Below are 25,234 nucleotides of genomic sequence, written 5' to 3'. Positions count from 1 at the left end.
AGGGTCGCCGCAGGTCCACACCATGCGTGGATGCCGCATCACCGTAGATCCACGCCATGCGTGGATACCCCATCACCGTAGATCCACGCCATGCGTGGATACCCCATCACCGTAGATCCACGCCATGCGTGGATGCTTTCCGCGGGAATCACCCCTGCGAGGCGTCGTCCACCGGGCCCAGCTCGTGCAGTACCGCCGTGGCATAGCAGCCCGGCGGCAGTGCGAAGGACAGCTCCAGCACGTCGTCGGCCAGCCACTGGTGCTGCAGCAGGGCCGGACGCAGGCGCAGCGCACGGCGCTCCTGTTTCAGCTCCGCAGCCTCCAGGCCGGCGCGCAGGGCCTGCGATTCGGCATCCTCCAGCGCGGCCAGCTCCAGCGCACGCGCGGCATCGCCGCTGCGCAGTTCGCCGGCACCCCACAACGGACCACTGGGGTGGATGTCGAACCGCGCCAGCCGTTCGGCCAGTGCATCGCTGTAGGCTTCCGGGCCGAACACGCTGCGGCTGCCATCGAGCATCCACACCTCACCGTCCAGCGGCTGGTCCCAGCTGCCCTGCGCCACCCGTGCGGCCAGCACACGGTTGAACAAGGCAGAGCGCGCCGCCGACAGCAGCAGCGAACGCTGGTCCTTGCGCATGCGACGGCCACCGAACATCGCCAGCGCGGCCGGCACGTTGCCACCGTCCCGGCCGAAGCGCTGCTCGCCGAACCAGTTCGGCAGGCCACGGGTGGCGATCTGCTGCAGGCGCCCGCTGATGGCAGCGGCATCGCCCTGCACATCGCGCAGCACCAGCTTGAAGCGGTTGCCGGCCAGGGCACCGCGCTGCAGCTTGCGGTTGTGCCAGGTGGAGGTGACCACCTCCACTTCGTCGCTGGCCAACGCGGCCAGGTCCGGCGCCACGCGCTTGGGCAGGTGCACGCTGAAGCGCTGGGTGGTCACCGCATGGCGGTCCTTCATGCCGGCATAGCTGACCGCCATCTCCGGCAGCCCGGCCCACTGCGCCAGCAGCTTGGCCACATGCACGGTGTTGGCGCCGCGCTTGCGGATCTCCAGCAGCAGGTGCTCGCCCTCGCCGGTGGCCTCGAACGCGGGCAGCTCATCGACCTGGAAATCTTCCGGCGTGGTGCGGATGCGGGCGCGCAGCAGCGGCGCGCCGAACGCCAGCGGCACCGGAATCATCGGGCCACCAGCAGCACGGCGGCCTGCGCGGCGATACCCTCGCTGCGCCCGGTGAAACCGAGCTTCTCCGACGTGGTGGCCTTTATGCTGACCGCGTCCAGCGGCAGCTGCAGCAGGCCGGCGATGCGCTCGCGCATGGCCAGCGCATGCGGGCCGACCTTGGGCCGTTCGCAGATCACGGTGATGTCGGTGTTGCCCACCTGCCAGCCGCGCTCGCGCAGCAGGGCATCGCAGTGGCGCACGAAGTCGCTGCTGTCCGCGCCTTTCCAGCGATCGTCGCTGGGCGGGAAATGCTGGCCGATGTCCCCCAGCGCCAGCGCGCCGAGCATGGCATCGCACAGCGCGTGCAGGATCACATCGCCATCGCTGTGCGCCAGCACACCGGCCGTGTGCGGCACGCGCACGCCGCCAAGCATGATGTGGTCGCCATCGCCGAAGGCGTGGACGTCATAGCCCTGGCCGATGCGGATGGGCGGGAAAGGAATGGTGCTCATGGATACAGCCCTTGCAACAGGGCCGCGCGGCGCGATCAGCCGGCGCGGCGGGAAAGTACGAACTCGAAACGGTCCAGGTCGGCCGGGGTGGTGACCTTGAAATTGTCTTCGCTGCCTTCCACCAGCAGCGGGCGCAGGCCCTGACGTTCCATGGCCATGGCCTCGTCGGTGACCTCCACGCCAGCGGCGGCCGCTTCGGCCAGCGCGCGGCTGAGCTGATGGCGGCGGAACAGCTGCGGGGTCAGCGCGCGCCACAGGCGTTCGCGCGGCTCGGTACCGTCGATGCCACCGTCATCACCGGCGCGCTTGAGGGTATCGCGCACGGGCGCGGCCAGGATCGCGCCGACAGGATCGGCACGGCCGACTTCCAGCAGGCGCCCCAGATCGGAAAGGGCCAGATTCGGCCGCGCGGCATCGTGCACCAGCACGAATTCATCGGCGCGGACGCTGTCCGGCAGCGCCTGCAGGCCCGCCAGTACCGAGGCGGCACGGGTGGCACCGCCGGTGCAGGTCAGCACCGGCTTGCCGGCACGTTCCTGCCAGCCGGGCCAGTCCGCATCATCGGCGCCGATCACCACCATCGCCCCGGCCACGGCCGGGTGGGCCAGCAGGGCATCCAGGGCATGGCCGAGCAGGATCTGCCCGCCCGCCTGCAGGTACTGCTTGGGCAGCGGCGCGCCGAAGCGCGTGCCCCGCCCCGCCGCCGGAACCACGACCCAGATCGCCGCGCTCATGGCACGTCCGTGCTGTGGTCGGGGGCCTCGGCCAGCGGTGCCGGCGGACGCGCCGGCGGCACCGGCGCATCCTCGACCACGCGGTAGAACTTCTCGCCGGGCTTGATCATGCCCAGCTCGCTGCGCGCGCGCTCTTCGATGGCCGCCTGGCCTTCCTTGAGGTCCTTGACCTCGGCAGCCAGCGCATCGTTGCGCTGCTGCAGGCCTTCATTGTCCCGTTTCTGGTTTTCGACCTGGGCCTCGAGCATCATCACTTCGCCCGAGTTACCCGGGCCGAACCAGAAACGGTACTGCAGCCATGCCAACAGCAGGGCCAGCACCAGCAGCAGCCAGCGCCAGTCGCGCATGGGCTCAGCGCTTCAGCGAAACGAACGCGTCACGACCGGCGTAACGCGCGCCGGCACCCAGGGCTTCCTCGATGCGCAGCAGCTGGTTGTACTTGGCCACGCGATCGCTGCGGCACAGCGAGCCGGTCTTGATCTGGGTGGCGGTGGTGGCCACGGCGATGTCGGCGATGGTGGTGTCTTCGGTTTCGCCCGAACGGTGCGAGACGATGGCCGCATAGCCGGCACGGTCGGCCATGGCGATCGCTTCCAAGGTTTCGCTCAGGGTGCCGATCTGGTTGACCTTGATCAGGATCGCGTTGGCGGTGCCCGATTCGATGCCTTCCTTGAAGATGCGCGGATTGGTGACGAACAGGTCGTCACCCACCAGCTGCACCTTCTTGCCGATGCGGTCGGTCAGCAGCTTCCAGCCGGCCCAGTCGTTCTCGGCCAGGCCGTCTTCGATGGTGATGATCGGGTACTGCGCGGCCCAGTCGGCCAGGAAATCGACGAACTGCTCGGAGGTCAGGCGCTTGTTCTCGCCGACCAGGTTGTACTTGCCGTTCTCGTAGAACTCGCTGGAGGCCACGTCCAGGCCCAGCAGCACGTCTTCACCGGCGGTGTAGCCGGCCTTGCCGATGGCTTCCAGGATGGTGTCCAGCGCTTCGACGTTGCTGCGGAAATCCGGGGCGAAGCCGCCCTCGTCGCCCACGGCGGTGCTCAGGCCATGGCCCTTGAGCACGGACTTGAGCGAATGGAAGATCTCGGTACCGGCACGCAGCGATTCGGAGAACGAGGTGAAGCCCACCGGCAGCACCATGAATTCCTGGAAATCGACGTTGTTGTCGGCATGCGCGCCGCCGTTGATGATGTTCATCATCGGCACCGGCAGGGTGACATCACGGCCCTTGGCCAGGTACTGCCACAGCGCCTGCTTGCGCGAGGCGGCGACCGCATGGGCGGTGGCCATGGAAACACCCAGCAGCGCGTTGGCGCCCAGGCGGCCCTTGTTCTCGGTGCCATCCAGATCGATCAGGCGGCGGTCCAGCCCTTCCTGGTCGGCGCCATCGAAGCCCTTCAGGGCCGTGGCGATCGTGGTGTTGACGTTGTCGACGGCCTTGCGCACGCCCTTGCCCAGGTAACGGGTCTTGTCGCCGTCACGCAGTTCCACGGCCTCCTTGGTGCCGGTCGAGGCGCCGGAGGGAACCGCGGCGCGACCGAACGAACCGTCCTCCAGGATGACGTCGGCTTCCAGCGTGGGATTGCCACGGCTGTCGAGGATTTCACGGGCGTGGATGCTGCGGATCGTACTCATGGTCGGACCGGGTACCTGTCTTGTGAAGGGGGCGACATGTGAAGTGCCGCGTGATTATCTCCGGCTACCCCCCGCTTGCCAAATGGCATGAGGGCCGCCGGCCCGATCCCCATCAGCGCAGCAGTGACAGCAGCGGGGGCGCGACCACGGCCAGCATCACCCCCAGCAGCAGCGCGGACACCGCCGCACTGGCGCGCCAGCGGCGCAACTGCCAGCCCAGCATGGCCGCCACGCTGCTGCCGAGGCTGGCCAGCAGCAGGGCCACCAGGGCGGCCGTGATCCTGGCCTGGGCGTCGGCGATGCCCTGGCTGCCGTCACCCGGCGGCCGGAAGGACGCAGCACCGACCAGCACGCCGTATCCCAGCGCGCACCAAGCCAGGCCGGCGAGAACCAGCGCGATCAAGCCCCAGGGCCAGCTGCGCCAGTGCCGGCGGCGGCGCCGGGCTTCCTGCGCCGCCTGCATGCCCGGGGTCACGCGAAGCGCGAGAAGCCGTGCTTCTTGGTCACCGCGTCAAGCTCCATCAGGGTCTCGAGCAGGGCTTCCATCTGGTCCAGCGGCCACGCATTGGGGCCATCGGACAGCGCCTTGGACGGGTCTGGATGGGTTTCGGCGAACAGGCCGGAAATGCCCACGGCCACGGCGGCACGGGCCAGCACCGGCACGTGCTCGCGCTGGCCGCCCGAGCTGGTGCCCTGCCCGCCCGGCAGCTGCACCGAATGGGTGGCGTCGAACACCACCGGGCAGCCGGTATCACGCATCACCGCCAGCGAGCGCATGTCGCTGACCAGGTTGTTGTAGCCGAAGCTGGCACCGCGCTCGCAGACCATGATCTGCTCGTTGCCGGTGGACTTGGCCTTCTCCACGACCGGCTTCATGTCCCACGGCGCCAGGAACTGGCCCTTCTTGATGTTCACCGGCTTGCCCGCCGAGCACACCTTGCGGATGAAGTCGGTCTGGCGGACCAGGAACGCCGGGGTCTGCAGCACATCCACCACCGAGGCCACCTCGTCCATCGGGGTGTATTCGTGGACGTCGGTCAGCACCGGCACGCCGATCTGCTTCTTGACCTCGGCCAGCACCTTCAGGCCCTCTTCCATGCCCGGGCCACGGAACGCCGTGCCGGAGGTGCGGTTGGCCTTGTCGAAACTCGACTTGAAGATGAAATTCACCCCCAGCTTGCTGGTGATTTCCTTCAGCGTGCCGGCGGTATCGAGCTGCAGCTGCATCGACTCGATCACGCAGGGGCCGGCGATCAGGAACAGGGGCTGGTCCAGCCCGACCTCGAATCCACACAGTTTCATGGCGTTTCCTTTGGGTCCGTGGCGCCGGACGGGGCCGGCGCACTGGCAATGAAGCGTTCAAGATGGGGGCCGGCGGCCCCCGGGGCAAGTCAGGCGCGCACTTCGGCCAGCAGCGTACCGCCGGCCTTGCGCTCGCGCGCGGCACGGATGAAGCCGATGAACAGCGGGTGGCCGTCACGCGGGGTGGACAGGAATTCCGGGTGCGCCTGGCAGGCCAGGAACCACGGGTGCGCATCGCGCGGCAGCTCGACCACTTCCACCAGGGTGTCGTCCATCGACTTGCCGGCAATGACCAGGCCGGCGTCTTCCAGCTGGGTACGGTAGCGGTTGTTGAACTCGTAGCGGTGGCGGTGGCGCTCGGCGACCACGTCCTTGCCGTACAGCGCGCGGGCCAGCGTGCCCGGCTTCAGGCGCTGTTCCTGCAGGCCCAGGCGCATGGTGCCGCCCAGGTCGCTCTTGTCGTCACGCTTCTCGACATCGCCGCTGGCGGTGCGCCATTCGGTGATCAGGCCGATCACCGGGTTCGGCGACTGGCGGTCGTTCTCGGTGCTGTTGGCGCCTTCCAGGCCGACCACGTGGCGTGCGTAATCGACGACGGCCGCCTGCATGCCGTAGCAGATGCCGAAGTACGGCACCTTCTGCTCGCGGGCGTACTGCGAGGTCAGCACCTTGCCCTCGAAACCACGGTCACCGAAGCCGCCCGGCACCAGGATGCCGTCGACATCGGCCAGGGCCGACATGTCGCTGCCTTCCAGGTCCTGCGCCTCCAGCCACTTCAGGGTGACCTTGGTGCGCTGGCGCAGGCCGCCGTGCTTGAGGGCTTCGCCCACGGACTTGTAGGCGTCCTGGTGATCGACGTACTTGCCGACCACGGCGATGGTCACCTCATCGATCGGGTGCAGGGTGGCATCCACCGCCGCTTCCCACTCGCCCAGGTCGGCCGGGCCGACCTTGTCGGCCAGCTTCAGCTGGTTGATGACGATCTCGTCCAGGCCCTGCGCGTGCAGGCCGAACGGGATGCGGTACAGCACGTCCACGTCCGGCACGCTGATGACCGCGCGCTCGGAGACGTTGGTGAACTGGGCGATCTTGCGGCGCTCCGAATCGGGCACGGCGTGCTCGGAACGGCACAGCAGCACGTCCGGCTGGATGCCGATCGAGCGCAGTTCCTTCACCGAATGCTGGGTCGGCTTGGTCTTCAGTTCACCGGCCGCACCGATGTACGGCACCAGGGTGAGGTGCATGAACAGCGCCTTCTCGGCGCCACGCTCGGTACGCACCTGGCGGATGGCTTCCAGGAACGGCAGCGATTCGATGTCGCCGACGGTGCCACCGATCTCGACCAGGGCCACGTCGAAGCCTTCGGTGGCTTCATCGATGCAGCGGCGGATTTCATCGGTGATGTGCGGAATGACCTGCACGGTGGCACCCAGGTAGTCGCCGCGGCGCTCCTTGCGGATGACGTTCTCGTAGATGCGGCCGGTGGTGACCGAGTTCTTGCGGCTCAGGCGCGTGCGCACGAAGCGCTCGTAGTGGCCCAGGTCCAGGTCGGTCTCGGCACCGTCGTCGGTGACATAGACCTCACCGTGCTGGAACGGGCTCATCGTGCCCGGGTCCACGTTGATGTACGGGTCGAGCTTCATCATCGTGACCTTCAGGCCACGGGCTTCGAGGATGGCGGCCAGTGACGCTGCGGCAATGCCTTTGCCGAGCGAGGACACCACGCCGCCGGTTACGAAAATCAAGGGAGTCATGGCTGCAAGCATCCTGTCTGGAAATGGAAAACGGCCGCACCACCCCGTCCCGGGGGCCGGGCGGTGGGCAGGAAGGGGGTTTTCCGGTTCGCTGGGACAGCGAGGGAGGTGCCGGACCGGCTGGCGGCGGGCGCCAGGCAGGGACCATCGTGCGAGGTCGGGGCGACCGTGCCGGCCATTTCGACCGTCACCTGCGACCCACGTTGCTGGAGGCCACGCATGGCCGCGCCAGCCCATTCGCAAATGGTGGACACGCACTACTCCCGGAAAGCCATAGTCTACAGATAGATGGCCGCCAACCCAAGGGCCTGCGGCGACTTTCACGCAAAAAAGAAGCCCCGGCCGCTGGCCGGGGCTTGGAAAACGACGGTCGGGGATCAGCGCTTCTTGCGCGCTTCTTCCTCTTCCTCTTCACGCTGCGGCGCCTGCTGGCCCTTGGCCTTCATGTCGGCGGTCGCCTGCGCACGGCGCTTGGCCTTGGCATCGGCCTCGGACTGGGCCTTGTCGGCCTGCTCGCCCTGTTGCGGGGCCGGCTGGGGCGCGCTCTGCGCCATCACCAGGGGAACGGCAACGACAGCGGCCGCAATGGCAGCGATGGTCAGCAACTTCTTCATGGACTCCTCCTCGCAGTATCGGCTCGGATATGGGGGTGCCGGGTCCGACGTTCCAGCGGGTCCCATTTTACCCCCTCCCCGCGGCCGAGGCTGAACCGCAGGCGTGCAAAATCGCCGCCCAGACCGCACACTTGCGCGTCGCTCCGCGCTTTGAAGATAGATGAACGCCCGCTATAACGCCGCCGATATTGAAGTCCTGTCCGGCCTTGACCCGGTCAAGCGCCGTCCCGGCATGTACACCGACACCGCGCGCCCGAACCACCTGGCGCAGGAAGTGATCGACAACTCGGTGGACGAGGCCCTGGCCGGCCACGCCCGCTCGATCGAGATCACCCTGTACAAGGATGGCAGCGTGGAGGTCAGTGATGACGGCCGCGGCATGCCGGTGGACATCCACCCTGAGGAAAAGATCCCGGGCGTGGAACTGATCCTGACCCGGCTGCATGCCGGCGGCAAGTTCAGCAACAACAACTACACCTTCTCCGGCGGCCTGCATGGCGTGGGCGTGAGCGTGGTCAACGCGCTGTCCACCTTGGTGGAAGTGCACATCAAGCGCGAAGGCGCCGAGCACCGCATCACCTTCCGCAACGGCGACCGCGCCACCCCGCTGGAAGTGGTCGGCACCGTCGGCAAGAAGAACACCGGTACCCGCGTGCGCTTCTGGCCGGACCCGAAGTACTTCGACACGCCCAAGTTCGCCGTGCGCGCGCTCAAGCACCTGCTGCGCGCCAAGGCCGTGCTGTGCCCGGGCCTGACGGTGAAGCTGACCGATGAAGCGACCGGTGAAGTCGATACCTGGTACTACGAAGACGGCCTGCGCGATTACCTGAAGCTGGAACTGGGCGAGCGCGAATCGCTGCCGGCGGACCTGTTCGTGGGCAACCTGAAGAAGGACACCGAGGTGGTGGACTGGGCCGTGGCGTGGCTGCCGGAAGGCGAGCTGGTGCAGGAAAGCTACGTCAACCTGATCCCCACCGCCCAGCACGGCACCCACGTCAACGGCCTGCGTACCGGCCTGACCGAGGCGCTGCGCGAGTTCTGCGACTTCCGCAACCTGCTGCCGCGCGGCGTCAAGCTGGCCCCGGAAGACGTGTGGGACCGGGTGTCGTTCGTGCTGTCGCTGAAGATGACCGACCCGCAGTTCAGCGGCCAGACCAAGGAACGCCTGTCCTCGCGCCAGGCCGCCGGTTTTGTCGAAGGCGCGGCGCATGATGCCTTCAGCCTGCTGCTGAACCAGAACGTGGAGCTGGGCGAGAAGATCGCGCAGATCGCCATCGAGCGCGCCAGCGCACGCCTGAAGACCGAGAAGCTGGTCGTCCGCAAGAAGGTCACCCAGGGCCCCGCCCTGCCCGGCAAGCTGGCCGACTGCATCAGCCAGGACCTGTCGCGCACCGAGCTGTTCCTGGTGGAAGGTGACTCGGCAGGCGGCAGCGCCAAGCAGGCCCGTGACAAGGATTTCCAGGCGATCCTGCCGCTGCGCGGCAAGATCCTCAACACCTGGGAAGTCTCGTCCAACAGCGTGCTGGCTTCCGAGGAAGTGCACAACCTGGCCGTGGCCATCGGCTGCGACCCGGGCAAGGATGACATCGGCGGCCTGCGCTACGGCAAGGTGGTGATCCTGGCCGACGCGGACTCCGACGGCCTGCACATCGCCACGCTGCTGACCGCCCTGTTCCTGAAGCACTTCCCCGCACTGGTCGATGCCGGCCACGTGTTCGTGGCGATGCCGCCGCTGTTCCGCATCGACGTGGGCAAGCAGGTGTTCTACGCCCTGGACGAAGAGGAAAAGCGCACGATGCTGGACAGGATCGAGCGCGAGAAGATCAAGGGCACGGTCAACGTGACCCGCTTCAAGGGCCTGGGCGAGATGAACCCGAACCAGCTGCGCGAGTCGACCATCCATCCCGACACCCGCCGCCTGGTGCAGCTGACCGTGGATGACAGCGAGCAGACCCGTTCGCTGATGGACATGCTGCTGGCGAAGAAGCGGGCGAGTGACCGCAAGGGCTGGCTGGAAACCAAGGGCGACCTGGCGTCGCTGGAAGTCTGATCCCGGCACGGGATTGAACGGGGCCGTGGCAACGGCCCCACCCCGGGTGGCGGATGAAGCCCCACCGTACCGGCCGCGGGATGCAGCAGCCCAGGCCCCCCCCATCGGCAAAGCCGGCGGCGCGATAATGCACGCTGACCTGCGCGGACACCGCCTTGCCCTCCAATGCCCTGCTGTTCCCCGGCCTGCCGCTGCACAGCGCACGGCTGGTCCTGAGCCCGATCCGACGCGACGATGCGGCGGCCCTGTTCGCCCTGCACACCGATCCTGCCGTGAGCCCCTGGTGGCACCTGCCGGCCTGGACACGCCCGGCCGAGGCCCGTGCACAGATCGATGACGACCTGGCCGCCTTCGCCACCGGCACCCAGCTCAAGCTGGCCGTGCGTGAGGCCCGGGATGGCCCGCTGCTGGGGCTGTGCGTGGTATCGGCCATCGACCGCGCATCGGCGCGCGCGGAAGTCGGCTACCTGCTTTCGCCCAGCGTGCAGGGCCGTGGCTACATGCACGAGGCCTTGGCCTGCCTGCACGGCTACCTGTTCGGCACCCTGCGCCTGCACCGCCTCGAAGCGGAGATCGACCCGCGCAACCAGCCCTCGGCGCGCGTGCTGGAGCGGCTGGGCTACCACCACGAGGGCGTGCTGCGGCAGCGCTGGCACCGCCACGGCGAATGGGCCGATTCGGCCATCTACGGGCTGCTGGCCCCCGAAGCGGCCTGACTTGACCGGATCGGGCCACACGCATGGCCCATGCCTTTGGACACATACGGGACGGCGGCCGCAGGCCTAGCATCGAAGCCCCCTTCCCCACCCCCGTTGGTGCCATGACTTCCCTGCTGCGCAAGGCCGCCTTGTTCGCCGGCCTGCTTCTTGCCGTTCCTGCCGCGACCTGGGCGGCCGACACGCCCCACCCTGACAAGGCGGCGGCCGATGCCACCGACGCCCCCGCGCTGCCCGCCGATGCCTCGGTCAAGCAGAGCATCCGCCTGGCCGGCCGCACCCTGGACTACACCGCCACGGTCGGCACCCTGCCGGTGCGTGATGCACAGGGCAAGACGATCGCCGATGTGGTGTTCACCGCCTACACGATGCCGGGCAAGAACCGTCCGGTGACCTTCGCCCTCAATGGCGGCCCCGGCGCCTCCTCGGTCTACCTCAACATGGGGGCGATCGGCCCGAAGATCGTGACCTTCGGCGCCGAGGGTGACAGCGCATCGGCACCGGCGACCCTGCACGACAACCCCGGCACCTGGCTGGACTTCACCGATCTGGTGTTCATCGATCCGGTCGGCACCGGCTTCAGCCGCTCGCGCATTCCCGATGAGGAAGCAAAGAAGGCGCTCTACACGCCGACCGCCGATATCGAGTACCTCTCGCGCAGCATCTACGACTGGCTGCTGCGCAACCAGCGCATGGGCGCGCGCAAGTACCTGACCGGCGAGAGCTACGGCGGCTACCGTGGCCCGCGCATCACCCATTACCTGCAGACGCGCCTGGGCGTGGCGATGAACGGGCTGGTGCTGGTCTCGCCGTACCTGAGCCCGACCCTGGAAGACAACGCCGACGTCTCGCCGATGGCGTGGATGCAGACGCTGCCGTCGATCGCTGCGGCCAACCTGGAACGCAAGGGCAAGCTGACCGATGCGGCGATGCGCGAGGTGGTCGAGTACACCCGTGGCGACTACGCCACCGCGCTGATGAAGGGCCGCAGTGATCCGCAGGCCACCGAAGCGATGCTGCGCCGGGTGAGCGAGCTGACCGGGCTGGACCCGCAGTTCGTGCGCCGTGCCGGCGGCCGCCTGGAAACCCAGGCGTACCTGCGTGAAGTGTTCCGCGACAAGGGCACCCTGGGCAGCCGCTACGACTCCAACGTGACGGCGTTCGATCCGTTCCCGAACGATCCGGAGCAGCGCGCCAACGACCCGCTGCTGGACAGCATCGTGGCCCCGACCACCACGGCGATGGTCGACTTCGTCACCCGCGTGGTGGGCTGGAAGGTCGATGGGCGCTACCAGGCGCTGAACTACGAGGTGAACCGGCTGTGGGACCGCAATGGCGACCTGCGCCAGGGCTCGGTGACGCAGCTGCGCCAGGCGGTGGCGATCGATCCGCGCCTGCAGGTGCTGATCGCCCACGGCTGGAACGACCTGTCGTGCCCGTTCATGGGGTCGATCCTGACGGTGGACCAGATGCCGGCCATGGGCAGCGACCCGAACCGCGTGCAGGTGCGCAGCTATCCGGGCGGCCATATGTTCTACAGCCGTGCGGAGAGCCAGGCGGCGTTCCGCAATGACGTGAAGGCGCTGTTCGAGCGCAACTGAGGAGTGGTGGTGGCCGGGCCTGCGGCCCGGCACCCGCGGTAGTGCCGGCCGCTGGCCGGCAACCTCAAAAGCAACAGCGGGATGTCCGTGGGCTGGCGAGGTGGGGTGGATATGCAGGACACGCCGTAAACCCATCCATGGGGGCTCGATGGCGCCATCCATGGCGCCAACGGTCCTGCATACCCACCCCACCCCGCCACTTACAGTTTCCGGGCGCTGGCTGCTGGTGGGTGCCGACCGTTGGTCGGCACGGCATCCGACCCTGGTTCTGCTCTGGTAGGTGTCGACCTTGGTCGACACGATGGGTACGGGAGAATTCTTTGCCCATGAAAAAAGCCCGCCGGAATCCGGCGGGCTTTTTCGTTGCTGCGGCGAAACCGGGACTCAGGCCCAGCCGAGCAGTTCGAACAGTTTCAGGATCAGGTACGCACAGCCGCCGGCAGCGGGGATGGTCAGGATCCAGGCCCAGACGATGCGCTCGATCACGCCGAACTTCAGCGAACGCGGGTTCTTGGCGAAGCCCACGCCCATGATGGCGGTGGAGATGCTGTGGGTGGTCGAGACCGGCATGCCGAAGTGCGCGGCCAGGGTCAGGATGGTGGCCGAACTGGTTTCCGCGGCGAAGCCGTGGATCGGGTGCAGCTTGACCATCTTGTGGCCCAGGGTCTTGATGATCTTCCAGCCGCCGGACGCGGTACCGGCAGCCATCACCACGGCGCAGGTCAGCACGATCCACATCGCGATGCCGTCGCCGGCGCTGGCGTCCGGGTGCAGGAAGGCCAGCCAGGACGGCAGGTCATCCAGCGCACCGGTGGCCTCGGCGCCGATCAGGGTCATGGCGATGATGCCCATGGTCTTCTGCGCATCGTTGTGGCCATGGGCGAAGCCCATGTACGCGGCCGAGGCGATCTGCGCCTTGCCGAAGAACGCATTGACGATGCGCGGGCGGGCCAGGCGGCCGATGGCGCCCCCGATCTTGGCCAGGCCGGCGATCATCGCCCACAGCAGCACCATCACCACGATGCCGAGCAGGAAGCCGGCGATCGGCGAGGTGATCATCGGCACGAACACCTTCCACAGCAGGCCCTTGTTCTGCGCCCAGCTGCCCAGGCGTTCGGACCAGATCAGCGCATCCCAGTTGTTGTGGGCGGCGGCCAGGCCGGCGCCGCACAGGCCACCGATCAGCGCATGCGAGGAGGAGGACGGCAGGCCCTTCCACCAGGTGATCAGGTTCCAGATGATGCCGCCGAGCAGCGCGCACAGGATCACCTGCGGGGTCACGTCGACCACGTTGGTGTTGAGCAGGCCGGAGGCGATCGTCAGGGCCACCGCGGTGCCGGTCAGCGCACCGATCAGGTTCATGAAGGCGGCGAGCATCACCGCCCAGCCGGGCGAGAGCACTTTGGTCGCCACCACGGTGGCGATGGAGTTGGCGGTGTCGTGGAAGCCGTTGATGAACTCGAAAACGAGCGCGGCCAGGATCACCACCAGGACGAGGGTGAGCATCGGTAGCGGTCCGTCAGCTGTTCTTCAACACGATCTGGTACGCCACCACGCCGGCCTCGCGGCAGCGGTCGATGGCCTTTTCCAGGATCTCGAAGAATTCCTTGAGCAGGAACATCTGCAGGTTGTCCAGGCGGCCGGAATAGATGTCGCGGTACAGCTCGAGCATCAGGCGGTCGGCTTCGTTTTCCAGCGAACGCAGCTTCTCGTTCAGCGCGGTCATCCGGTCCAGGTTCATGTGGCGCAGGTCGGCGACCATTTCCACGACCACGTTGGCGGCCTGTTCCAGCATCGCCGCGCGCGGCGCGAAATCGATGTGTTCCAGGTGGGTGGTGGCCAGCGAATAGCGATCGGCGAACTTCTCGATCTGCTTGGGAATCTTGTACAGCGCCGACCCCAGCGCTTCGATGTCCTCGCGCTCGATGGGGGTCATGAAGCTGTCGACCAGGGCCTGGCTGATCTTGTCCGAGGCGGCGCGTTCGCGCAGGCGGGCGAGCTTGAACGCATCCAGCGCCGGCTGGCGGTCGGCCTCGCGCAGCATGGCGTGCAACGCCTTGGCAGCGTCCGACGCCGCGACAGCGGCCTCATCAAGCAGGGTGTAGAACTGTTTGCCGGAACCAAAAATGGTCTGCAGTGAGAACATGAGAAACCTGTTCGCCGTCGCGGGATGGACGGCACCAATGGGGAATTATGACGGCTTGATGACCGTTCCGGGTATCCCCGGGGCGATCGCAGCGCTGCGGACGACAAAGCTGAATAGGCGCTTGCACGGCGACCGCCCTGCTTTGCTAAGATGCCCGCGCGCCTTCCGGGCGCACCCTATGGACGACGACCCTTACCCCCCCGCGCCGCGCCGGACCCTGCTCCTGAGCGCCAGCCGCCATCGCCAGCACCCGCCCTCCCTGCCACCAACCGGGGACGACGCCCGTGTTTGAGTTCCTGATTGTCCTGGCCCTGATCGTGTTCAACGGCTTCTTCGCCATGTCCGAAATGTCGGTCATGACCTCGCGCAAGAGCCGCCTGAAGCAGATGGCCAGCACCTCCAAGCGTGCAGCCAAGGCGCTGGAGCTGTCCGAAAAGCCCGAGAATTTCCTGTCCACCGTCCAGATCGGCATCACCCTGGGCGGCATCCTGACCGGTGTGTACGGTGGCGAGGCCATCGGCAACACCATCGCCCAGCACCTGCAGGCGATGTTCCCGGCCCTGTCGGCCTCCATCTCGCTGTTCGGCGACCCACAGCCCTGGTCGCTGCTGATCGGCAAGACCCTGGCGGTGGCGCTGATCACCTTCCTGACGCTGATCTTCGGCGAGCTGGTGCCCAAGCGCCTGGCGATCACCCGCTCGGAAGACATCGCCGGCCTGGTGGCACTGCCGATGAGCGGGCTGGCCCGCATCGCCTTCCCGGCCGTCTGGCTGCTGTCCCACTCCACCCGTCTGGTGCTGCGCCTGTTCGGCCTGGGCAAGGACGAGGCCGCCTCGGTCACGGAAGAGGAGATCCGCATGCTGGTGGCCGAAAGCCACGAAGCCGGCGTGATCGACAGCCACGAGCGCGACATGATGAACCGTGTCATGCGCCTGGGGGACCGCACCGCCGACAGCCTGATGACGCCGCGCAACCGCATCGCCTGGCTTGATACCCAGGCCAGCCACGAGCGCAACCTGGAAATCATGGCCGAGCATGAGTTCTCGCGTTACCCGGTGTACCGCGACAACGACCAGGACGTGGTCGGCGTGCTGGAACTGAAATCGCTGGCCACGCGCATGGCGCGTGGTGACAACGCGCTGTTCCAGACCCTGCGCGAACCGCTGTATGTCTCCGAATCGACCCATGCGATGAAGCTGCTGGAGATCTTCCGCGAAGAACAGCAGTCGATGGCGCTGGTGGTGGACGAATACGGTGAGATCCAGGGCCTGGTGACCATCAGCGACCTGATGGGCGCGGTGGTCGGCCGCCTGCAGGCGGTGGAGAACGCCGACGAGGATGCGCTGGTGGTGACGCGCGAGGACGGCTCGCTGCTGGTGGACGGCTCGCTGCCGGTGGATGACCTGCGCGAGCTGATGGGCACCAGCGAGCTGCCCGACGCCGAAGAAGGCGATTACTACACGCTGGCCGGCATGTGCATCCATTTCTTCGGCCGCATTCCACATGCGGGCGAGTATTTCGACTGGGCCGGCTGGCGCATCGAGGTGATCGATCTGGATGGCGCCCGCGTGGACAAGCTGCTGCTGCGCACGCTGTCCGACGAGCAGGCCGATGAGCTCACGGCCTGAGCACGGCCCGGACCGGGGCAAGGCGCGCCCGGTCTACCGCAACGAAGGCATCCGCACGCTGCAGGCGATGTTCGAGCACGGCGATCCGGCCCAGCACATGCCCCTGGGCCAGATCCTGCAGGGACTGCAGCAGAGCGCCTTCGGCGTGTTCCTGTTCGTGGCCATCCTGCCCTCGTTCATCCCGATTCCCGGCATGGGGGGCGCGGTCAGCGGACCGCTGGTGATCCTGATCGGGCTGCAGATGCTGTGCTGCAGGCGCCGCCCCTGGCTGCCCGGCTTCATCGCCCGGCGTGGTCCGCGCCGCGGCACCATGCACCGCTTCCTGGACCGCATCGACCGGCCACTGCGGCGGCTGGACCAGCTGCTGACGCCCCGCCTGCCGCGCCTGCTGGTGCCGCCCCTGGCCCATGCCTTCACCGGGCTGCTGCTGGTGCTGCTGGGCATCCTGCTGTCGCTGCCGATTCCGTTCACCAACTACCTGTTCGGTTTCCAGCTGCTGCTGTTCGCGTTGGCCCTGCTGGAACGCGACGGTGCCCTGATGCTGTTCAACTGGATCGCGGGCGTGGCCGCGATCGCCTTCTTCGGTTTCAGTTCCGGGCAGCTGGTGAACTACACCGTGGATCTGTTCCAGCGCTGGTTCTGAGCACCGGCGTTGATCGGGATCGCCCCATCCACACATGGCGTGGATCTACTGGGCATCGCGGCCCCGGCAGCCATTGGCGGAACGATCACCGCAGATCGACGAAACCGTTGTCGCCCAGCTGCGCCGGCCCGTCCTGTACGGCGGACAGCACGAAACTCAATGCCTTGCCCAGCAGCGTCCCGGGGCCGTCCCAGTATTCGGCCGTCTCGGCACGCACATGGATCAGGCGCAGGTTCGGGTCGTCCTTGCCACCGGGGAAGAACAGCTTCATCGGCGGCGACCACAGTGCCTCGATCCGGGCCCGGTCGTCGACGATGCGCGCGCGCCCGGTCACCGATACATAGGTGTTTTTCGAGGACGAGGCATAGGCCACGTTCACCCGTGGGTTGAGCGCGATCTCGGCCACCTTCGGGCTGTCGGCAGCGGTGGCGAACCACAGATCACCCTCGAAGGCGACCTGCTGGGTGCCCAACGGCCGGCTGTACAGGCGTCCATCAACGCCGACGGTGGTGAACATCGCCACCTCCACGTCCTTGATCAGTTCGGCCAGCTGGGCAATGTGTTCTGCACGGGTGTCGGCCATGGTGGGGGCTCCTGGTGATTGAGCCCCCATCAGACCCGGCGCCGCTGCAATGCGCCGTGATGCGGATGTTCAGCCCGCGTGGCGGGCGTGCCAGGCCTGCATGGCCAGTTCGAACGAGCGCAGGCGCGCGCGATGGTCGTACAGGTTGGCAGTAAGCATCAGCTCGTCGGGCTTGTGGCGTTCAACAAAAGCGGCAATGCCTGCGGCCACCTGCTGCGGATCGCCCAGCACGGTGCAGGCCAGCGCGCGCTCCACGCCCAGTTTTTCATGGGGTTCCCAGAAGCCCTCGATGTCCTCGATCGGCGCCGGAATCTTGCCGGGACGGCCACGGCGCAGGTTGACGAAGCTCTGCTGCTGGCTGGTGAACAGGCGGCGCGATTCGGCCTCACTGTCACTGGCCACCACGTTCAGCGCCAGCATCGCGTGCGGCTGCTTCAGGGTGGCAGACGGGCGGAACTCCCGGCGGTACACGGCCAGCGCTTCGTCCATGGCATCAGGCGCGAAGTGCGAAGCGAACGCATACGGCAGGCCCATCGATGCGGCCATCCGCGCCCCGAACAGGCTGGACCCCAGGATCCAGGTCGGCACGCGCAGGCCACCGCCGGGGACCGCCTGCACGGCCTGCCCGGGCTGGACCGGTTCGAAATAGTGCAGCAACTCGCGCACGTCCTGCGGGAACTGGTCGGCGCTGTCGAAATAGCGGCGCAGTGCGCGCGCGGTCGGCTGATCGGTGCCCGGGGCACGCCCCAGGCCCAGGTCGATGCGGTCCGGGTACAGCGAGGCCAGCGTGCCGAACTGTTCGGCCACCTGCAGCGGTGCGTGGTTGGGCAGCATGATGCCGCCGGCACCGACGCGGATGCGTTTCGTGCCACCGGCCACGTGGCCGATCAGCACCGCGGTGGCGGCGCTGGCAATGCCGGGCATGTTGTGGTGTTCGGCCAGCCAGTAGCGGCGGTAGCCCAGTGCATCGGCATGCTGGGCCAGTTCCAGCATGTTGGCGAAGGCGGCAGTGGTATCGCTGCCCTCGCAGACCGGGGCCAGGTCGAGGATCGACAACGGGATCATCAGGGAGTTTCCATCACAGGATCGGCTCTGGATGGGGGCACCCCCGGTCGCGGGCCAGTGCCGGCAGCGGGACGCTGATTCCTGCGACGCGGGTTCAGCCGGCGGCGGCGAAAACCGACGCCACCGTCAGAACGCGCTGGGCTGCGGCTCGGGCAGGGCTTCATCCACCAGCGGCGCGAGCTGCGCATCCAGCGCCACCCGCTCGTCGAACACGAAGCAGCGGCCCTCATAGCCTTCGCCACCGACCGCCTCGAAGTATCCCAGGATGCCGCCATCAAGCTGCAGCACGTTGTCCATGCCGTCGTTGGCCATCCACAGCGCGGCCTTCTCGCAGCGGATGCCACCGGTGCAGAAGCTGACCACGGTGCTGTCCTTGAGCGCCTGCCGGTGCGGCGCCAATGCGTCGGGCAGGTCGGTGAACTTGTGGATCGGCAGCACCAGCGCGTCCTTGAAGGTACCGTACGCCACTTCCTGCAGGTTGCGCGTATCGAGCATCACCACCGGCTTGCCGGCGTCGTCATGCCCCTGCCGCAGCCAGCGCTGCACGGTGGCCGGATCCACGGCGGGCGCACGCGGGTAGTCCAGCGGCTGGCCATCGTCACGGCGGAAGCTGATGATTTCCGGCTTCACCTTGGCCTTGAGCCGGGCGAAGGGCTGGTGTTCGCTGTAACTGGTCTTGACCCGCATGCCGGCGAAGCGTGCATCGGCCTGCAGCGCCGCGTAGAAGGCATCGATGCCCGCCGGCGCGCCGGCCAGGAACAGGTTGATGCCCTCGCCCGCCACCAGCACGGTGCCACGCAGCGCGGCCGCCTCCGCGCGCGCCTGCAGCTGGTCGCACAGGTCCTGGGGAGCGTCGATGACGGCGAAATGGTAGGCAGCGGTGTTGGCGATCATCCGCCCATTTTACCGCCACAGCGCCTGCGGATCAGGGGGGCCGTTCAGCCCCGCAGCAACATGAACGGCAGCAGCACCAGCGCGGCGGCCACGGCCATCCCCAGCAGCACGGCGAGCACATACAGCGGCCGCCGGCGGAACAGGCTGCCGAAGGTCTCGGCGGTGCCATCGCGCAGCGCCTGCTCGCGCTCGGCCCGGATACGCGGGGCGCGCTCGGCCTGGTACTGCGCCATCAGTGCCTTGGCGCGCGGCTGGTCGGCATCCTCGCGCAGCCACAGGCCGCCGTTGGAAATGCCCCAGGGGCTGGGTTCGGTGCGGTACCAGGCGATGCCATGCTGGTCCAGCAGGGTGCAGACATCGGCATATTCATCGTCGCCGACGTGGCGCAGGTTGAGCAGGAGTTTGGCCATGCGCCCATGATACCCGGCGGCGATGCGCTACCCTTGCCGCCCTCGACACTGACCTCCCGGAGACGCCCGATGCGCCGCCTGCTGCTTCCCCTGCTGCTGTCCCTCGTTGCCGCCGGTTGTTCGTCCGAACCGGCCGGCCCGCCGCCGGGCGGCACCATCACCACCTTCGAGCGCATCGATACCCAGGTCGGCAACGGTGCCGAAGCCACCCCGGGCAGCACGGTGACCGTGCACTACACCGGCTGGATCTACGACGAGCGCACCGAGAGCAAGCACGGCAAGACCTTCGACAGCTCGGTCAGCCGTGGCGAGCCGTTCTCCTTCGATCTGGGGGCCGGCCAGGTGATCCGTGGCTGGGATGAAGGCGTGGCCGGCATGAAGGTCGGCGGCAAGCGCACGCTGATGATCCCGCCGCCGTACGGCTACGGCGACCGTCGTGTCGGCCCGATCCCGGCGGGATCTTCGCTGGTGTTCGATGTCGAGCTGCTCGATGTCAAGCACTGAAGCTGCATCGCCGCGCCGCGTCGCCGTCATCGGTGGCGGCCCGGCCGGCCTGTTCGCCGCCGAGCGCCTGCGCGCGGCGGGGCTGGACGTGGACCTGTACGAGGCCAAGGGCTCGCCCGGCCGCAAGTTCCTGATCGCCGGCAAGGGCGGCCTGAACCTGACCCATTCCGATCCGCGCCCGCTGTTCGACAGCCGTTACCGCGAGCAGGCAGGCACGGTCGGCCGCTGGCTCGATGGCTTCGATGCCCAGGCGCTGCGCGACTGGGCGGCCGGCTTCGGCGTGGAGACCTATGTCGGCAGCTCCGGCCGGGTGTTCCCGGTGGACCGCAAGGCCGCCCCGCTGCTGCGCGGCTGGGTGCGCCGGCTGAAGGAACAGGGCGTGCGCCTGCACGTGAACCACCGGTGGCTGGGCTGGGACGAGGCGGGTGCACTGCGCTTTGCCACCGAAACCGGCGACACCACTTCCCATGCCGATGCCACCGTGCTGGCCCTCGGCGGTGGCAGCTGGCCGCAGCTGGGCAGCGATGGCGTCTGGGTGGCGCCGCTGCAGGCCCGTGGCGTGGACATCGCCCCGCTGCAGTCGGCCAACTGCGGCTTCGATGTGGACTGGACACCGTTCTTCGCCGAGCGCCACGCCGGTGCCCCGCTGAAGCCGGTCGTCGCGCACTGGCAGGGCCTGGATGGCCAGCCGCGCGAGCTGCAGGGCGAATGCGTGGTCAGCGCCTACGGCATCGAAGGCAGCCTGGTCTATGCACTGGCAGCGGACCTGCGCGAGACCCTCAACCGCCAGGGCCACGCCACGCTGTGGCTGGATCTGGTGCCCGGCCGTGACGAAGCACGCCTGCTGGCCGACCTGTCGCGCCCGCGCAAGGGCCGCAGCTTCGGCGAGCACCTGCGCCGACAGGCCGGGCTGGATGCGGTGAAGGCCGCGCTGGTGTTCGAAGTGCTGGGCAAGGACGCCGGCAACGATCCGGCCACCGTGGCAGCCACGCTCAAGCGCCTGCCGGTGCCCCTGCTGCGCCCGCGCCCGATGGCCGAGGTGATCAGCACCGCCGGCGGCGTGCGCCTGGACGCGATGGACGATGGGCTGATGCTGCGTGCGCTGCCCGGCGTGTTCTGTGCCGGCGAGATGCTGGACTGGGAAGCGCCGACCGGTGGCTACCTGTTGACCGCCTGCTACGCCAGCGGGCAGCGCGCGGCAGAAGGCGTGATCGCGTGGCTGGGCCGGCGCTGATGCCGCTTACGGCCAGGCCCGGCGCATGCGCACCGAGGCCAGCGACATGCCGCTGGGGTGCGGATAGGCTTCCTCGCGTACGGCAATGAAGCCCTGCCGCTGGTAGAACGGCACCGCATTGAGCGACGCCGACAGCACCACCTCCCGCGCCGGATCGGCCATGGCCAGCAGGCGCGACATCACCGCCTGGCCGATGCCCTGCCCGCCGTGCCCCGGATCAACGAACAGCGCATCGATCTCGTTGCCGTCCCTGTCCAGTACGCCGAACCCCAGCAGCGTCCCCTGCCCGTCTTCGACCACCACGCAGCCGCCCTGCGCCAGCAGGCGCGGGTACTGTGCCGGCGGCGGCGACGCCGACCACGGCGCGATCACCTCCGGCGGGTAGTGGCTGCAGCACAGTTCACGCACGCAACGCGTCCGCAGGGCCCACAGGGCGGCCACATCATCGTGGGTACCGCTACGAAAGTGCATGTCGCCTCCAGGCAGGGCAGACCGTTTCCAGGCCCTGCAGCCTAGCGTGATTTGCTGGCACGCAACGCCTGGATGCGTGCCGGCGGCTGGAACGAATCACTGCGGGCATCGGCCCAGAAGTCATGAAACACCGCGTGGTCGGGCACGCGGCTGAGCAGTTCACCCGGGGCGAGGTACCGGTACAACGATGCCAGCGAACGGATCTCGACAGGCGAAACACGACGCAGGATGTGCTCAGGCCCCAGTTCAGCCGGGTCGTTCAGCCCGGCCGCGCACAGCAGTTCCATCAGGGCATGCAGGGTGTGCTCGTGGTAGCTGTGCACGCGGCTGGCCTTGTCCGGCGCATCCAGGTGCTTCCAGCGTTTCGGGTCCTGGGTGGCGATGCCGGTGGGGCATTTGTCCGAATGGCAGCTCAGCGACTGGATGCAGCCCAGCGCGAACATGAAGCCCCGCCCGGCGTTGCACCAGTCCGCGCCCAGCGCGATGGTGCGGGCGATATCGAAGGCGCTGGTGATCTTGCCGGCCGCGCCGATGCGGATGCGCTCGCGCAGGTCCAGCCCCACCAGCGTGTTGTGCACCAGCAGCAGGGCCTCGTGCATGGGGATACCGACGTGGTCGACGAACTCCGCCGGTGCCGCACCGGTTCCCCCTTCGGCACCATCGACCACGATGAAATCCGGCAGCAGCCCGGTCTCGCTCATCGCCTTGGCAATGCCGAACCATTCCCAGGGATGGCCGATGGCCAGCTTGAAGCCGACCGGCTTGCCGCCGGACAGTTCGCGCAGGCGCGCCACGAACTGCAGCAGTTCCACCGGCGTGGAGAATGCCGAGTGCCGTGATGGCGACACGCAGTCCACGCCCATCGGCACGCCGCGGGTGGCAGAGATCTCGGCGGTCACCTTCGGCGCCGGCAGCACCCCGCCATGGCCGGGCTTGGCGCCCTGCGACAGCTTAATCTCGATCATCTTCACCTGGTCATGCGTTGCATTGGCGATGAAGCGTTCTTCACTGAAGGCGCCCTTGTCATCGCGGCAACCGAAGTAGCCCGAGCCGATTTCCCAGACCAGATCGCCGCCCATCTCGCGGTGGTACGGCGAGATCGAGCCTTCGCCGGTGTCGTGGTAGAAGCCGCCACGGCGCGCGCCTTCGTTGAGCGCGCGGATCGCGTTGGCCGACAGCGAACCGAAACTCATCGCCGAGATGTTGAACACGCTGGCCGAATAGGGCTTGGCGCAGTTGGGCCCGATCAGCACGCGGAAATCATGGTGGCCGATGGTGGTCGGCGCCAGCGAGTGGTTGATCCACTCGTAATCCACCGCGTAGGTGCTGCGCAGGGTGCCGAACGGCACGGTGTCCATCTCGTTCTTGCTGCGCTGGTAGATCAGCGCGCGCTGCTGGCGCGAGAACGGCACGTCCTCCAGGTCGCTCTGCACGAAATACTGGCGGATTTCCGGGCCGATCGATTCCAGGCCATAGCGGAAGTGCGCCAGCACCGGATAGTTGCGCCGCAGCGTGCTGCGCTTCTGCAGCAGGTCCCAGGTGCCCAGCAGCACCATCGCCGCGGTCAGGCCCACGCCCCAGTACCAGGCCGGCCAGATCAGGGCCAACCACAGGCACAGCGGAAACAGCAGGATGGCGAGCAGGTAGGCAAGATACCGGTGCATGGCGTTCCTCGGTTGCAGCTGCCCCGAGTCTACCCGACACGCGATAAACGGCTACAGACGCTCGTCCACCACCGTGCGTGGCCACACCGATTTGACGTCGTAGACCACGCCGCCCGGCGCCAGCAGCGCCTGGATCTGCTCCGTGGTCATGGCCTTGAAGCGCGCATGCGCCACCGCCAGCACCACGGCATCGTAGCCATGGGCGAGCGGTGCCGGGATCCAGTCCACGCCCTGTCCTTCCAGTGCCGCCGGCCCTACCCAGGGATCGACCACCTGCACCTGCGCACCACCGGCACCCAGCTGCACGGCCAGGTCCAGCGCACGGCTGTTGCGCAGGTCCGGGCAGTCCTCCTTGAAGGTGACACCCAGCACCAGCACGCGCGCGGGAACCGGCGCACTGCCACGGGCCCGGAGCAGTGCCAGCACGCGTTCGGCCACATGGTCGCCCACGCGGTTGTTGACCTGGCGCGCGGTGTGGATCAGGTCGGGGTGGTAACCCACGCTCTCCGATTTGTGCAGCAGGTAGTAAGGGTCCACGCCGATGCAGTGCCCACCGACCAGGCCCGGGCGGAACGGCAGGAAGTTCCACTTGCTGCCGGCGGCGTCCAGCACATCCTGGGTATCGATGCCGAGCCGGTTGAAGATCAGCGCCAGTTCGTTGACCAGGGCGATGTTCACATCACGCTGGATGTTCTCCACCACCTTGGCGGCTTCAGCCACGCGGATGGAGGTGACCGGGAACGTGCCGGCATGGATGATGCGGGCATACAGCCCATCGATCACCGCAGCGACCTGTGGCGTGGACCCGGAGGTGATCTTGCGGATGTCGGCCAGCCGCCGGTTGCGGTCACCGGGGCTGACCCGCTCGGGGCTGTAGCCGCAGTAGAACCCCTGGTTGAAGCGCAGGCCGGAACCGGCCTCCAGCAAGGGCACGCAGACCTCTTCGGTGGTACCCGGGTAGACGGTGGATTCGTAGATGACCAGATCGCCGGCGCGCAGGTGCCGCGCGATCAGACGGGTCGCCGAGCGCAGCGGCTCCAGGTCCGGCTGTTCGTAGGCATCGATGGGCGTGGGCACGGTGACGATGTAGACGTTGCAGGCCTCCAGCACGGCCTCATCGCTGCCAAAGCGCAGATGTACCGCTGCGGCAAGCTCGTCGGGCTCCATTTCCAGCGTATGGTCCTGGCCAGCCTGCAGTTCGGCGATGCGGCCGGCATCGATGTCAAAGCCCAGCGTCGGCTGCAGGCGCCCGAAGGCCACCGCCAGCGGCAGGCCGACATAGCCCAGCCCGACGACCGCGATGCGCGGTTCGGCCTGCGCGCCGATCGATGCGCTCATCGGCGCACCTGGCAACGTCGTGGCGACGGGATCATGGCAATACCGCAGGCATCAGCAACAGGGCCGGACAGCGTACCGGCGCCGGCCAGTGCCGCCAAGGGCAAAAGGTCAGGAGCCCAGCGCGACGGCCGGCGGCTCCAGTTCGCCATCGGCCCCGGTCCAGGCCTGCAGCAGGCGCATGAATCCATCGCTGGCCGGTGCCGGTGGCCCGGCAAACCCCGACCAGGGGCTGTCGATGATCTGCGAGAGCACCTCGGCATCGATCTGCCGCGTGCCCATGGTCCAGCGCGGGAACGCCCGGCGCGCGATGGTGCCTTCGCACAGCAGGTGCAGGCCACTGTGGCTGCGTGCGTTGGCGATGCGCGGGTAGACGGAGGCAATGCCATCGTCCGGGCCTTCCAGGAACTGCAGGAAGCGGCGGCCATCGAACATCAGCACGCCGGTGACCCCGGCCACGCGGTTGAAGGCGGTGGCATCGGCCAGCAACCGGTCCAGATCGGCCGGCCGCAGCAGGTCCCGCGCATCACTGACATAGACGATCGCATGCAGTGACATGGTGGGCTCCTGCCAA

General features: G+C 67.9%; 26 protein-coding genes. 7 read left to right on the top strand and 19 right to left on the bottom strand.

Going from position 1 to position 25,234, the window contains the following annotated elements:
* Nucleotides 1–148 precede the first annotated feature (148 nt).
* The 9 genes from truD to Q9R17_RS16000 all read right to left on the bottom strand — a co-directional run bounded on the left by truD (nt 149) and on the right by Q9R17_RS16000 (nt 7,716).
* Entirely contained in the window at nt 149–1,180 is a 1,032-nt protein-coding gene (truD, locus tag Q9R17_RS16040; protein WP_308155584.1) for a tRNA pseudouridine(13) synthase TruD, read from the bottom strand.
* The gene (gene ispF / locus Q9R17_RS16035; RefSeq protein WP_308155583.1) at nt 1,177–1,674 is read right to left on the bottom strand and encodes a 2-C-methyl-D-erythritol 2,4-cyclodiphosphate synthase; all 498 of its coding nucleotides are present in this window, start codon (nt 1,672–1,674) and stop codon (nt 1,177–1,179) included. Before ispF ends, truD begins: the two co-directional genes overlap by 4 nt.
* A gap of 35 nt (nt 1,675–1,709) precedes the next feature.
* Entirely contained in the window at nt 1,710–2,408 is a 699-nt protein-coding gene (ispD, locus tag Q9R17_RS16030) for a 2-C-methyl-D-erythritol 4-phosphate cytidylyltransferase (protein ID WP_308155582.1), read from the bottom strand.
* The gene (gene ftsB / locus Q9R17_RS16025) at nt 2,405–2,755 is read right to left on the bottom strand and encodes a cell division protein FtsB (RefSeq protein WP_308155581.1); all 351 of its coding nucleotides are present in this window, start codon (nt 2,753–2,755) and stop codon (nt 2,405–2,407) included. The genes ispD and ftsB overlap by 4 nt, the downstream gene beginning before the upstream one ends.
* 4 nt (nt 2,756–2,759) lie before the next feature.
* Nucleotides 2,760–4,046: a phosphopyruvate hydratase gene (gene eno / locus Q9R17_RS16020; protein WP_308155580.1), complete on the bottom strand. Its 1,287-nt coding sequence runs from the start codon at nt 4,044–4,046 to the stop codon at nt 2,760–2,762.
* 112 nt (nt 4,047–4,158) lie between these two features.
* Nucleotides 4,159–4,521: a hypothetical protein gene (locus Q9R17_RS16015; protein WP_308155579.1), complete on the bottom strand. Its 363-nt coding sequence runs from the start codon at nt 4,519–4,521 to the stop codon at nt 4,159–4,161.
* Nucleotides 4,518–5,348 (bottom strand): 3-deoxy-8-phosphooctulonate synthase, encoded by an 831-nt coding sequence (gene kdsA / locus Q9R17_RS16010; RefSeq protein WP_308155578.1) that lies wholly within the window; start codon nt 5,346–5,348, stop codon nt 4,518–4,520. Before kdsA ends, Q9R17_RS16015 begins: the two co-directional genes overlap by 4 nt.
* A gap of 89 nt (nt 5,349–5,437) precedes the next feature.
* Nucleotides 5,438–7,102, bottom strand: coding sequence for a CTP synthase (locus tag Q9R17_RS16005; RefSeq protein WP_308155577.1), 1,665 nt, complete (start codon nt 7,100–7,102; stop codon nt 5,438–5,440).
* Nucleotides 7,103–7,479: 377 nt separating this feature from the next.
* Entirely contained in the window at nt 7,480–7,716 is a 237-nt protein-coding gene (locus Q9R17_RS16000; protein WP_308155576.1) for a hypothetical protein, read from the bottom strand.
* A gap of 160 nt (nt 7,717–7,876) precedes the next feature.
* Between Q9R17_RS16000 and parE the strand changes: the two genes are divergently transcribed.
* From parE to Q9R17_RS15985, 3 genes are all read left to right on the top strand, one after another.
* The gene (parE, locus tag Q9R17_RS15995; RefSeq protein ID WP_308155575.1) at nt 7,877–9,766 is read left to right on the top strand and encodes a DNA topoisomerase IV subunit B; all 1,890 of its coding nucleotides are present in this window, start codon (nt 7,877–7,879) and stop codon (nt 9,764–9,766) included.
* A gap of 155 nt (nt 9,767–9,921) precedes the next feature.
* Nucleotides 9,922–10,482: a GNAT family protein gene (locus tag Q9R17_RS15990; RefSeq protein WP_308155574.1), complete on the top strand. Its 561-nt coding sequence runs from the start codon at nt 9,922–9,924 to the stop codon at nt 10,480–10,482.
* A gap of 104 nt (nt 10,483–10,586) precedes the next feature.
* Nucleotides 10,587–12,083: a S10 family peptidase gene (locus Q9R17_RS15985; RefSeq protein WP_308155573.1), complete on the top strand. Its 1,497-nt coding sequence runs from the start codon at nt 10,587–10,589 to the stop codon at nt 12,081–12,083.
* Nucleotides 12,084–12,467: 384 nt separating this feature from the next.
* On the opposite strand, the gene Q9R17_RS15980 is transcribed toward Q9R17_RS15985, so the two are convergent.
* Together Q9R17_RS15980 and Q9R17_RS15975 are read right to left on the bottom strand one after the other, a co-directional pair.
* Complete coding sequence (locus Q9R17_RS15980; protein WP_308155572.1) at nt 12,468–13,589, bottom strand: inorganic phosphate transporter; 1,122 nt, start codon at nt 13,587–13,589, stop codon at nt 12,468–12,470.
* A gap of 13 nt (nt 13,590–13,602) precedes the next feature.
* On the bottom strand, nt 13,603–14,229 hold the full coding sequence (locus Q9R17_RS15975) for a DUF47 family protein (protein ID WP_308155571.1): 627 nt from the start codon (nt 14,227–14,229) through the stop codon (nt 13,603–13,605).
* A gap of 284 nt (nt 14,230–14,513) precedes the next feature.
* Here Q9R17_RS15975 and Q9R17_RS15970 point away from each other — a divergent pair, with 284 nt between their 5' ends.
* Both Q9R17_RS15970 and Q9R17_RS15965 read left to right on the top strand, forming a co-directional pair.
* Nucleotides 14,514–15,857 (top strand): hemolysin family protein, encoded by a 1,344-nt coding sequence (locus tag Q9R17_RS15970; protein ID WP_308155570.1) that lies wholly within the window; start codon nt 14,514–14,516, stop codon nt 15,855–15,857.
* Complete coding sequence (locus Q9R17_RS15965) at nt 15,841–16,500, top strand: exopolysaccharide biosynthesis protein (protein ID WP_308155569.1); 660 nt, start codon at nt 15,841–15,843, stop codon at nt 16,498–16,500. Before Q9R17_RS15970 ends, Q9R17_RS15965 begins: the two co-directional genes overlap by 17 nt.
* Nucleotides 16,501–16,585: 85 nt before the next feature.
* Here the strand turns inward: Q9R17_RS15965 and Q9R17_RS15960 are convergent, their stop codons facing one another.
* The 4 genes from Q9R17_RS15960 to Q9R17_RS15945 form a co-directional block, all read right to left on the bottom strand.
* Complete coding sequence (locus tag Q9R17_RS15960) at nt 16,586–17,083, bottom strand: pyridoxamine 5'-phosphate oxidase family protein (RefSeq protein WP_308155568.1); 498 nt, start codon at nt 17,081–17,083, stop codon at nt 16,586–16,588.
* Nucleotides 17,084–17,152: 69 nt separating this feature from the next.
* On the bottom strand, nt 17,153–18,148 hold the full coding sequence (locus Q9R17_RS15955) for an LLM class flavin-dependent oxidoreductase (RefSeq protein WP_308155567.1): 996 nt from the start codon (nt 18,146–18,148) through the stop codon (nt 17,153–17,155).
* 126 nt (nt 18,149–18,274) lie between these two features.
* Nucleotides 18,275–19,042, bottom strand: a complete 768-nt coding sequence (locus Q9R17_RS15950; protein ID WP_308155566.1) for a sulfurtransferase — start codon at nt 19,040–19,042, stop codon at nt 18,275–18,277.
* Nucleotides 19,043–19,086: 44 nt separating this feature from the next.
* Nucleotides 19,087–19,452, bottom strand: a complete 366-nt coding sequence (locus Q9R17_RS15945) for a DUF6164 family protein (protein WP_308155565.1) — start codon at nt 19,450–19,452, stop codon at nt 19,087–19,089.
* 69 nt (nt 19,453–19,521) lie between these two features.
* On the opposite strand from Q9R17_RS15945, the gene Q9R17_RS15940 reads away from it, so the two are divergent.
* Both Q9R17_RS15940 and Q9R17_RS15935 read left to right on the top strand, forming a co-directional pair.
* Complete coding sequence (locus Q9R17_RS15940) at nt 19,522–19,956, top strand: FKBP-type peptidyl-prolyl cis-trans isomerase (protein WP_308155564.1); 435 nt, start codon at nt 19,522–19,524, stop codon at nt 19,954–19,956.
* Complete coding sequence (locus Q9R17_RS15935) at nt 19,943–21,190, top strand: TIGR03862 family flavoprotein (RefSeq protein ID WP_308155563.1); 1,248 nt, start codon at nt 19,943–19,945, stop codon at nt 21,188–21,190. Before Q9R17_RS15940 ends, Q9R17_RS15935 begins: the two co-directional genes overlap by 14 nt.
* A gap of 6 nt (nt 21,191–21,196) precedes the next feature.
* Here the strand turns inward: Q9R17_RS15935 and Q9R17_RS15930 are convergent, their stop codons facing one another.
* The 4 genes from Q9R17_RS15930 to Q9R17_RS15915 form a co-directional block, all read right to left on the bottom strand.
* The gene (locus tag Q9R17_RS15930) at nt 21,197–21,661 is read right to left on the bottom strand and encodes a GNAT family N-acetyltransferase (RefSeq protein ID WP_308155562.1); all 465 of its coding nucleotides are present in this window, start codon (nt 21,659–21,661) and stop codon (nt 21,197–21,199) included.
* A gap of 41 nt (nt 21,662–21,702) precedes the next feature.
* Entirely contained in the window at nt 21,703–23,325 is a 1,623-nt protein-coding gene (locus Q9R17_RS15925) for an FMN-binding glutamate synthase family protein (RefSeq protein WP_308155561.1), read from the bottom strand.
* 51 nt (nt 23,326–23,376) lie between these two features.
* Entirely contained in the window at nt 23,377–24,663 is a 1,287-nt protein-coding gene (locus tag Q9R17_RS15920) for a nucleotide sugar dehydrogenase (RefSeq protein ID WP_308155560.1), read from the bottom strand.
* A gap of 108 nt (nt 24,664–24,771) precedes the next feature.
* On the bottom strand, nt 24,772–25,218 hold the full coding sequence (locus tag Q9R17_RS15915; RefSeq protein WP_308155559.1) for a BLUF domain-containing protein: 447 nt from the start codon (nt 25,216–25,218) through the stop codon (nt 24,772–24,774).
* Nucleotides 25,219–25,234: the final 16 nt, after the last annotated feature.

Source organism: Stenotrophomonas sp. 24(2023), from assembly GCF_030913365.1.
GTDB lineage: Bacteria > Pseudomonadota > Gammaproteobacteria > Xanthomonadales > Xanthomonadaceae > Stenotrophomonas.
This window is presented reverse-complemented; position numbering and strand designations above follow the sequence as displayed.

What these genes read in the sequence shown, in the direction of transcription:
- Q9R17_RS15960 (WP_308155568.1), bottom strand. Translation starts at nt 17,083, where the DNA reads ATGGCCGACACCCGTGCAGAACACATTGCCCAGCTGGCCGAACTGATC.
- eno (WP_308155580.1), bottom strand. Translation starts at nt 4,046, where the DNA reads ATGAGTACGATCCGCAGCATCCACGCCCGTGAAATCCTCGACAGCCGT.
- Q9R17_RS15950 (WP_308155566.1), bottom strand. Translation starts at nt 19,042, where the DNA reads ATGATCGCCAACACCGCTGCCTACCATTTCGCCGTCATCGACGCTCCC.
- parE (WP_308155575.1), top strand. Translation starts at nt 7,877, where the DNA reads ATGAACGCCCGCTATAACGCCGCCGATATTGAAGTCCTGTCCGGCCTT.
- Q9R17_RS15940 (WP_308155564.1), top strand. Translation starts at nt 19,522, where the DNA reads ATGCGCCGCCTGCTGCTTCCCCTGCTGCTGTCCCTCGTTGCCGCCGGT.
- Q9R17_RS15955 (WP_308155567.1), bottom strand. Translation starts at nt 18,148, where the DNA reads ATGATCCCGTTGTCGATCCTCGACCTGGCCCCGGTCTGCGAGGGCAGC.
- Q9R17_RS15915 (WP_308155559.1), bottom strand. Translation starts at nt 25,218, where the DNA reads ATGTCACTGCATGCGATCGTCTATGTCAGTGATGCGCGGGACCTGCTG.
- ftsB (WP_308155581.1), bottom strand. Translation starts at nt 2,755, where the DNA reads ATGCGCGACTGGCGCTGGCTGCTGCTGGTGCTGGCCCTGCTGTTGGCA.
- Q9R17_RS15985 (WP_308155573.1), top strand. Translation starts at nt 10,587, where the DNA reads ATGACTTCCCTGCTGCGCAAGGCCGCCTTGTTCGCCGGCCTGCTTCTT.
- Q9R17_RS15975 (WP_308155571.1), bottom strand. Translation starts at nt 14,229, where the DNA reads ATGTTCTCACTGCAGACCATTTTTGGTTCCGGCAAACAGTTCTACACC.
- Q9R17_RS15980 (WP_308155572.1), bottom strand. Translation starts at nt 13,589, where the DNA reads ATGCTCACCCTCGTCCTGGTGGTGATCCTGGCCGCGCTCGTTTTCGAG.
- Q9R17_RS15945 (WP_308155565.1), bottom strand. Translation starts at nt 19,452, where the DNA reads ATGGCCAAACTCCTGCTCAACCTGCGCCACGTCGGCGACGATGAATAT.
- kdsA (WP_308155578.1), bottom strand. Translation starts at nt 5,348, where the DNA reads ATGAAACTGTGTGGATTCGAGGTCGGGCTGGACCAGCCCCTGTTCCTG.
- Q9R17_RS15925 (WP_308155561.1), bottom strand. Translation starts at nt 23,325, where the DNA reads ATGCACCGGTATCTTGCCTACCTGCTCGCCATCCTGCTGTTTCCGCTG.
- Q9R17_RS16000 (WP_308155576.1), bottom strand. Translation starts at nt 7,716, where the DNA reads ATGAAGAAGTTGCTGACCATCGCTGCCATTGCGGCCGCTGTCGTTGCC.
- ispD (WP_308155582.1), bottom strand. Translation starts at nt 2,408, where the DNA reads ATGAGCGCGGCGATCTGGGTCGTGGTTCCGGCGGCGGGGCGGGGCACG.
- Q9R17_RS15930 (WP_308155562.1), bottom strand. Translation starts at nt 21,661, where the DNA reads ATGCACTTTCGTAGCGGTACCCACGATGATGTGGCCGCCCTGTGGGCC.
- Q9R17_RS15935 (WP_308155563.1), top strand. Translation starts at nt 19,943, where the DNA reads ATGTCAAGCACTGAAGCTGCATCGCCGCGCCGCGTCGCCGTCATCGGT.
- Q9R17_RS16005 (WP_308155577.1), bottom strand. Translation starts at nt 7,102, where the DNA reads ATGACTCCCTTGATTTTCGTAACCGGCGGCGTGGTGTCCTCGCTCGGC.
- truD (WP_308155584.1), bottom strand. Translation starts at nt 1,180, where the DNA reads ATGATTCCGGTGCCGCTGGCGTTCGGCGCGCCGCTGCTGCGCGCCCGC.
- Q9R17_RS15920 (WP_308155560.1), bottom strand. Translation starts at nt 24,663, where the DNA reads ATGAGCGCATCGATCGGCGCGCAGGCCGAACCGCGCATCGCGGTCGTC.
- ispF (WP_308155583.1), bottom strand. Translation starts at nt 1,674, where the DNA reads ATGAGCACCATTCCTTTCCCGCCCATCCGCATCGGCCAGGGCTATGAC.
- Q9R17_RS15965 (WP_308155569.1), top strand. Translation starts at nt 15,841, where the DNA reads ATGAGCTCACGGCCTGAGCACGGCCCGGACCGGGGCAAGGCGCGCCCG.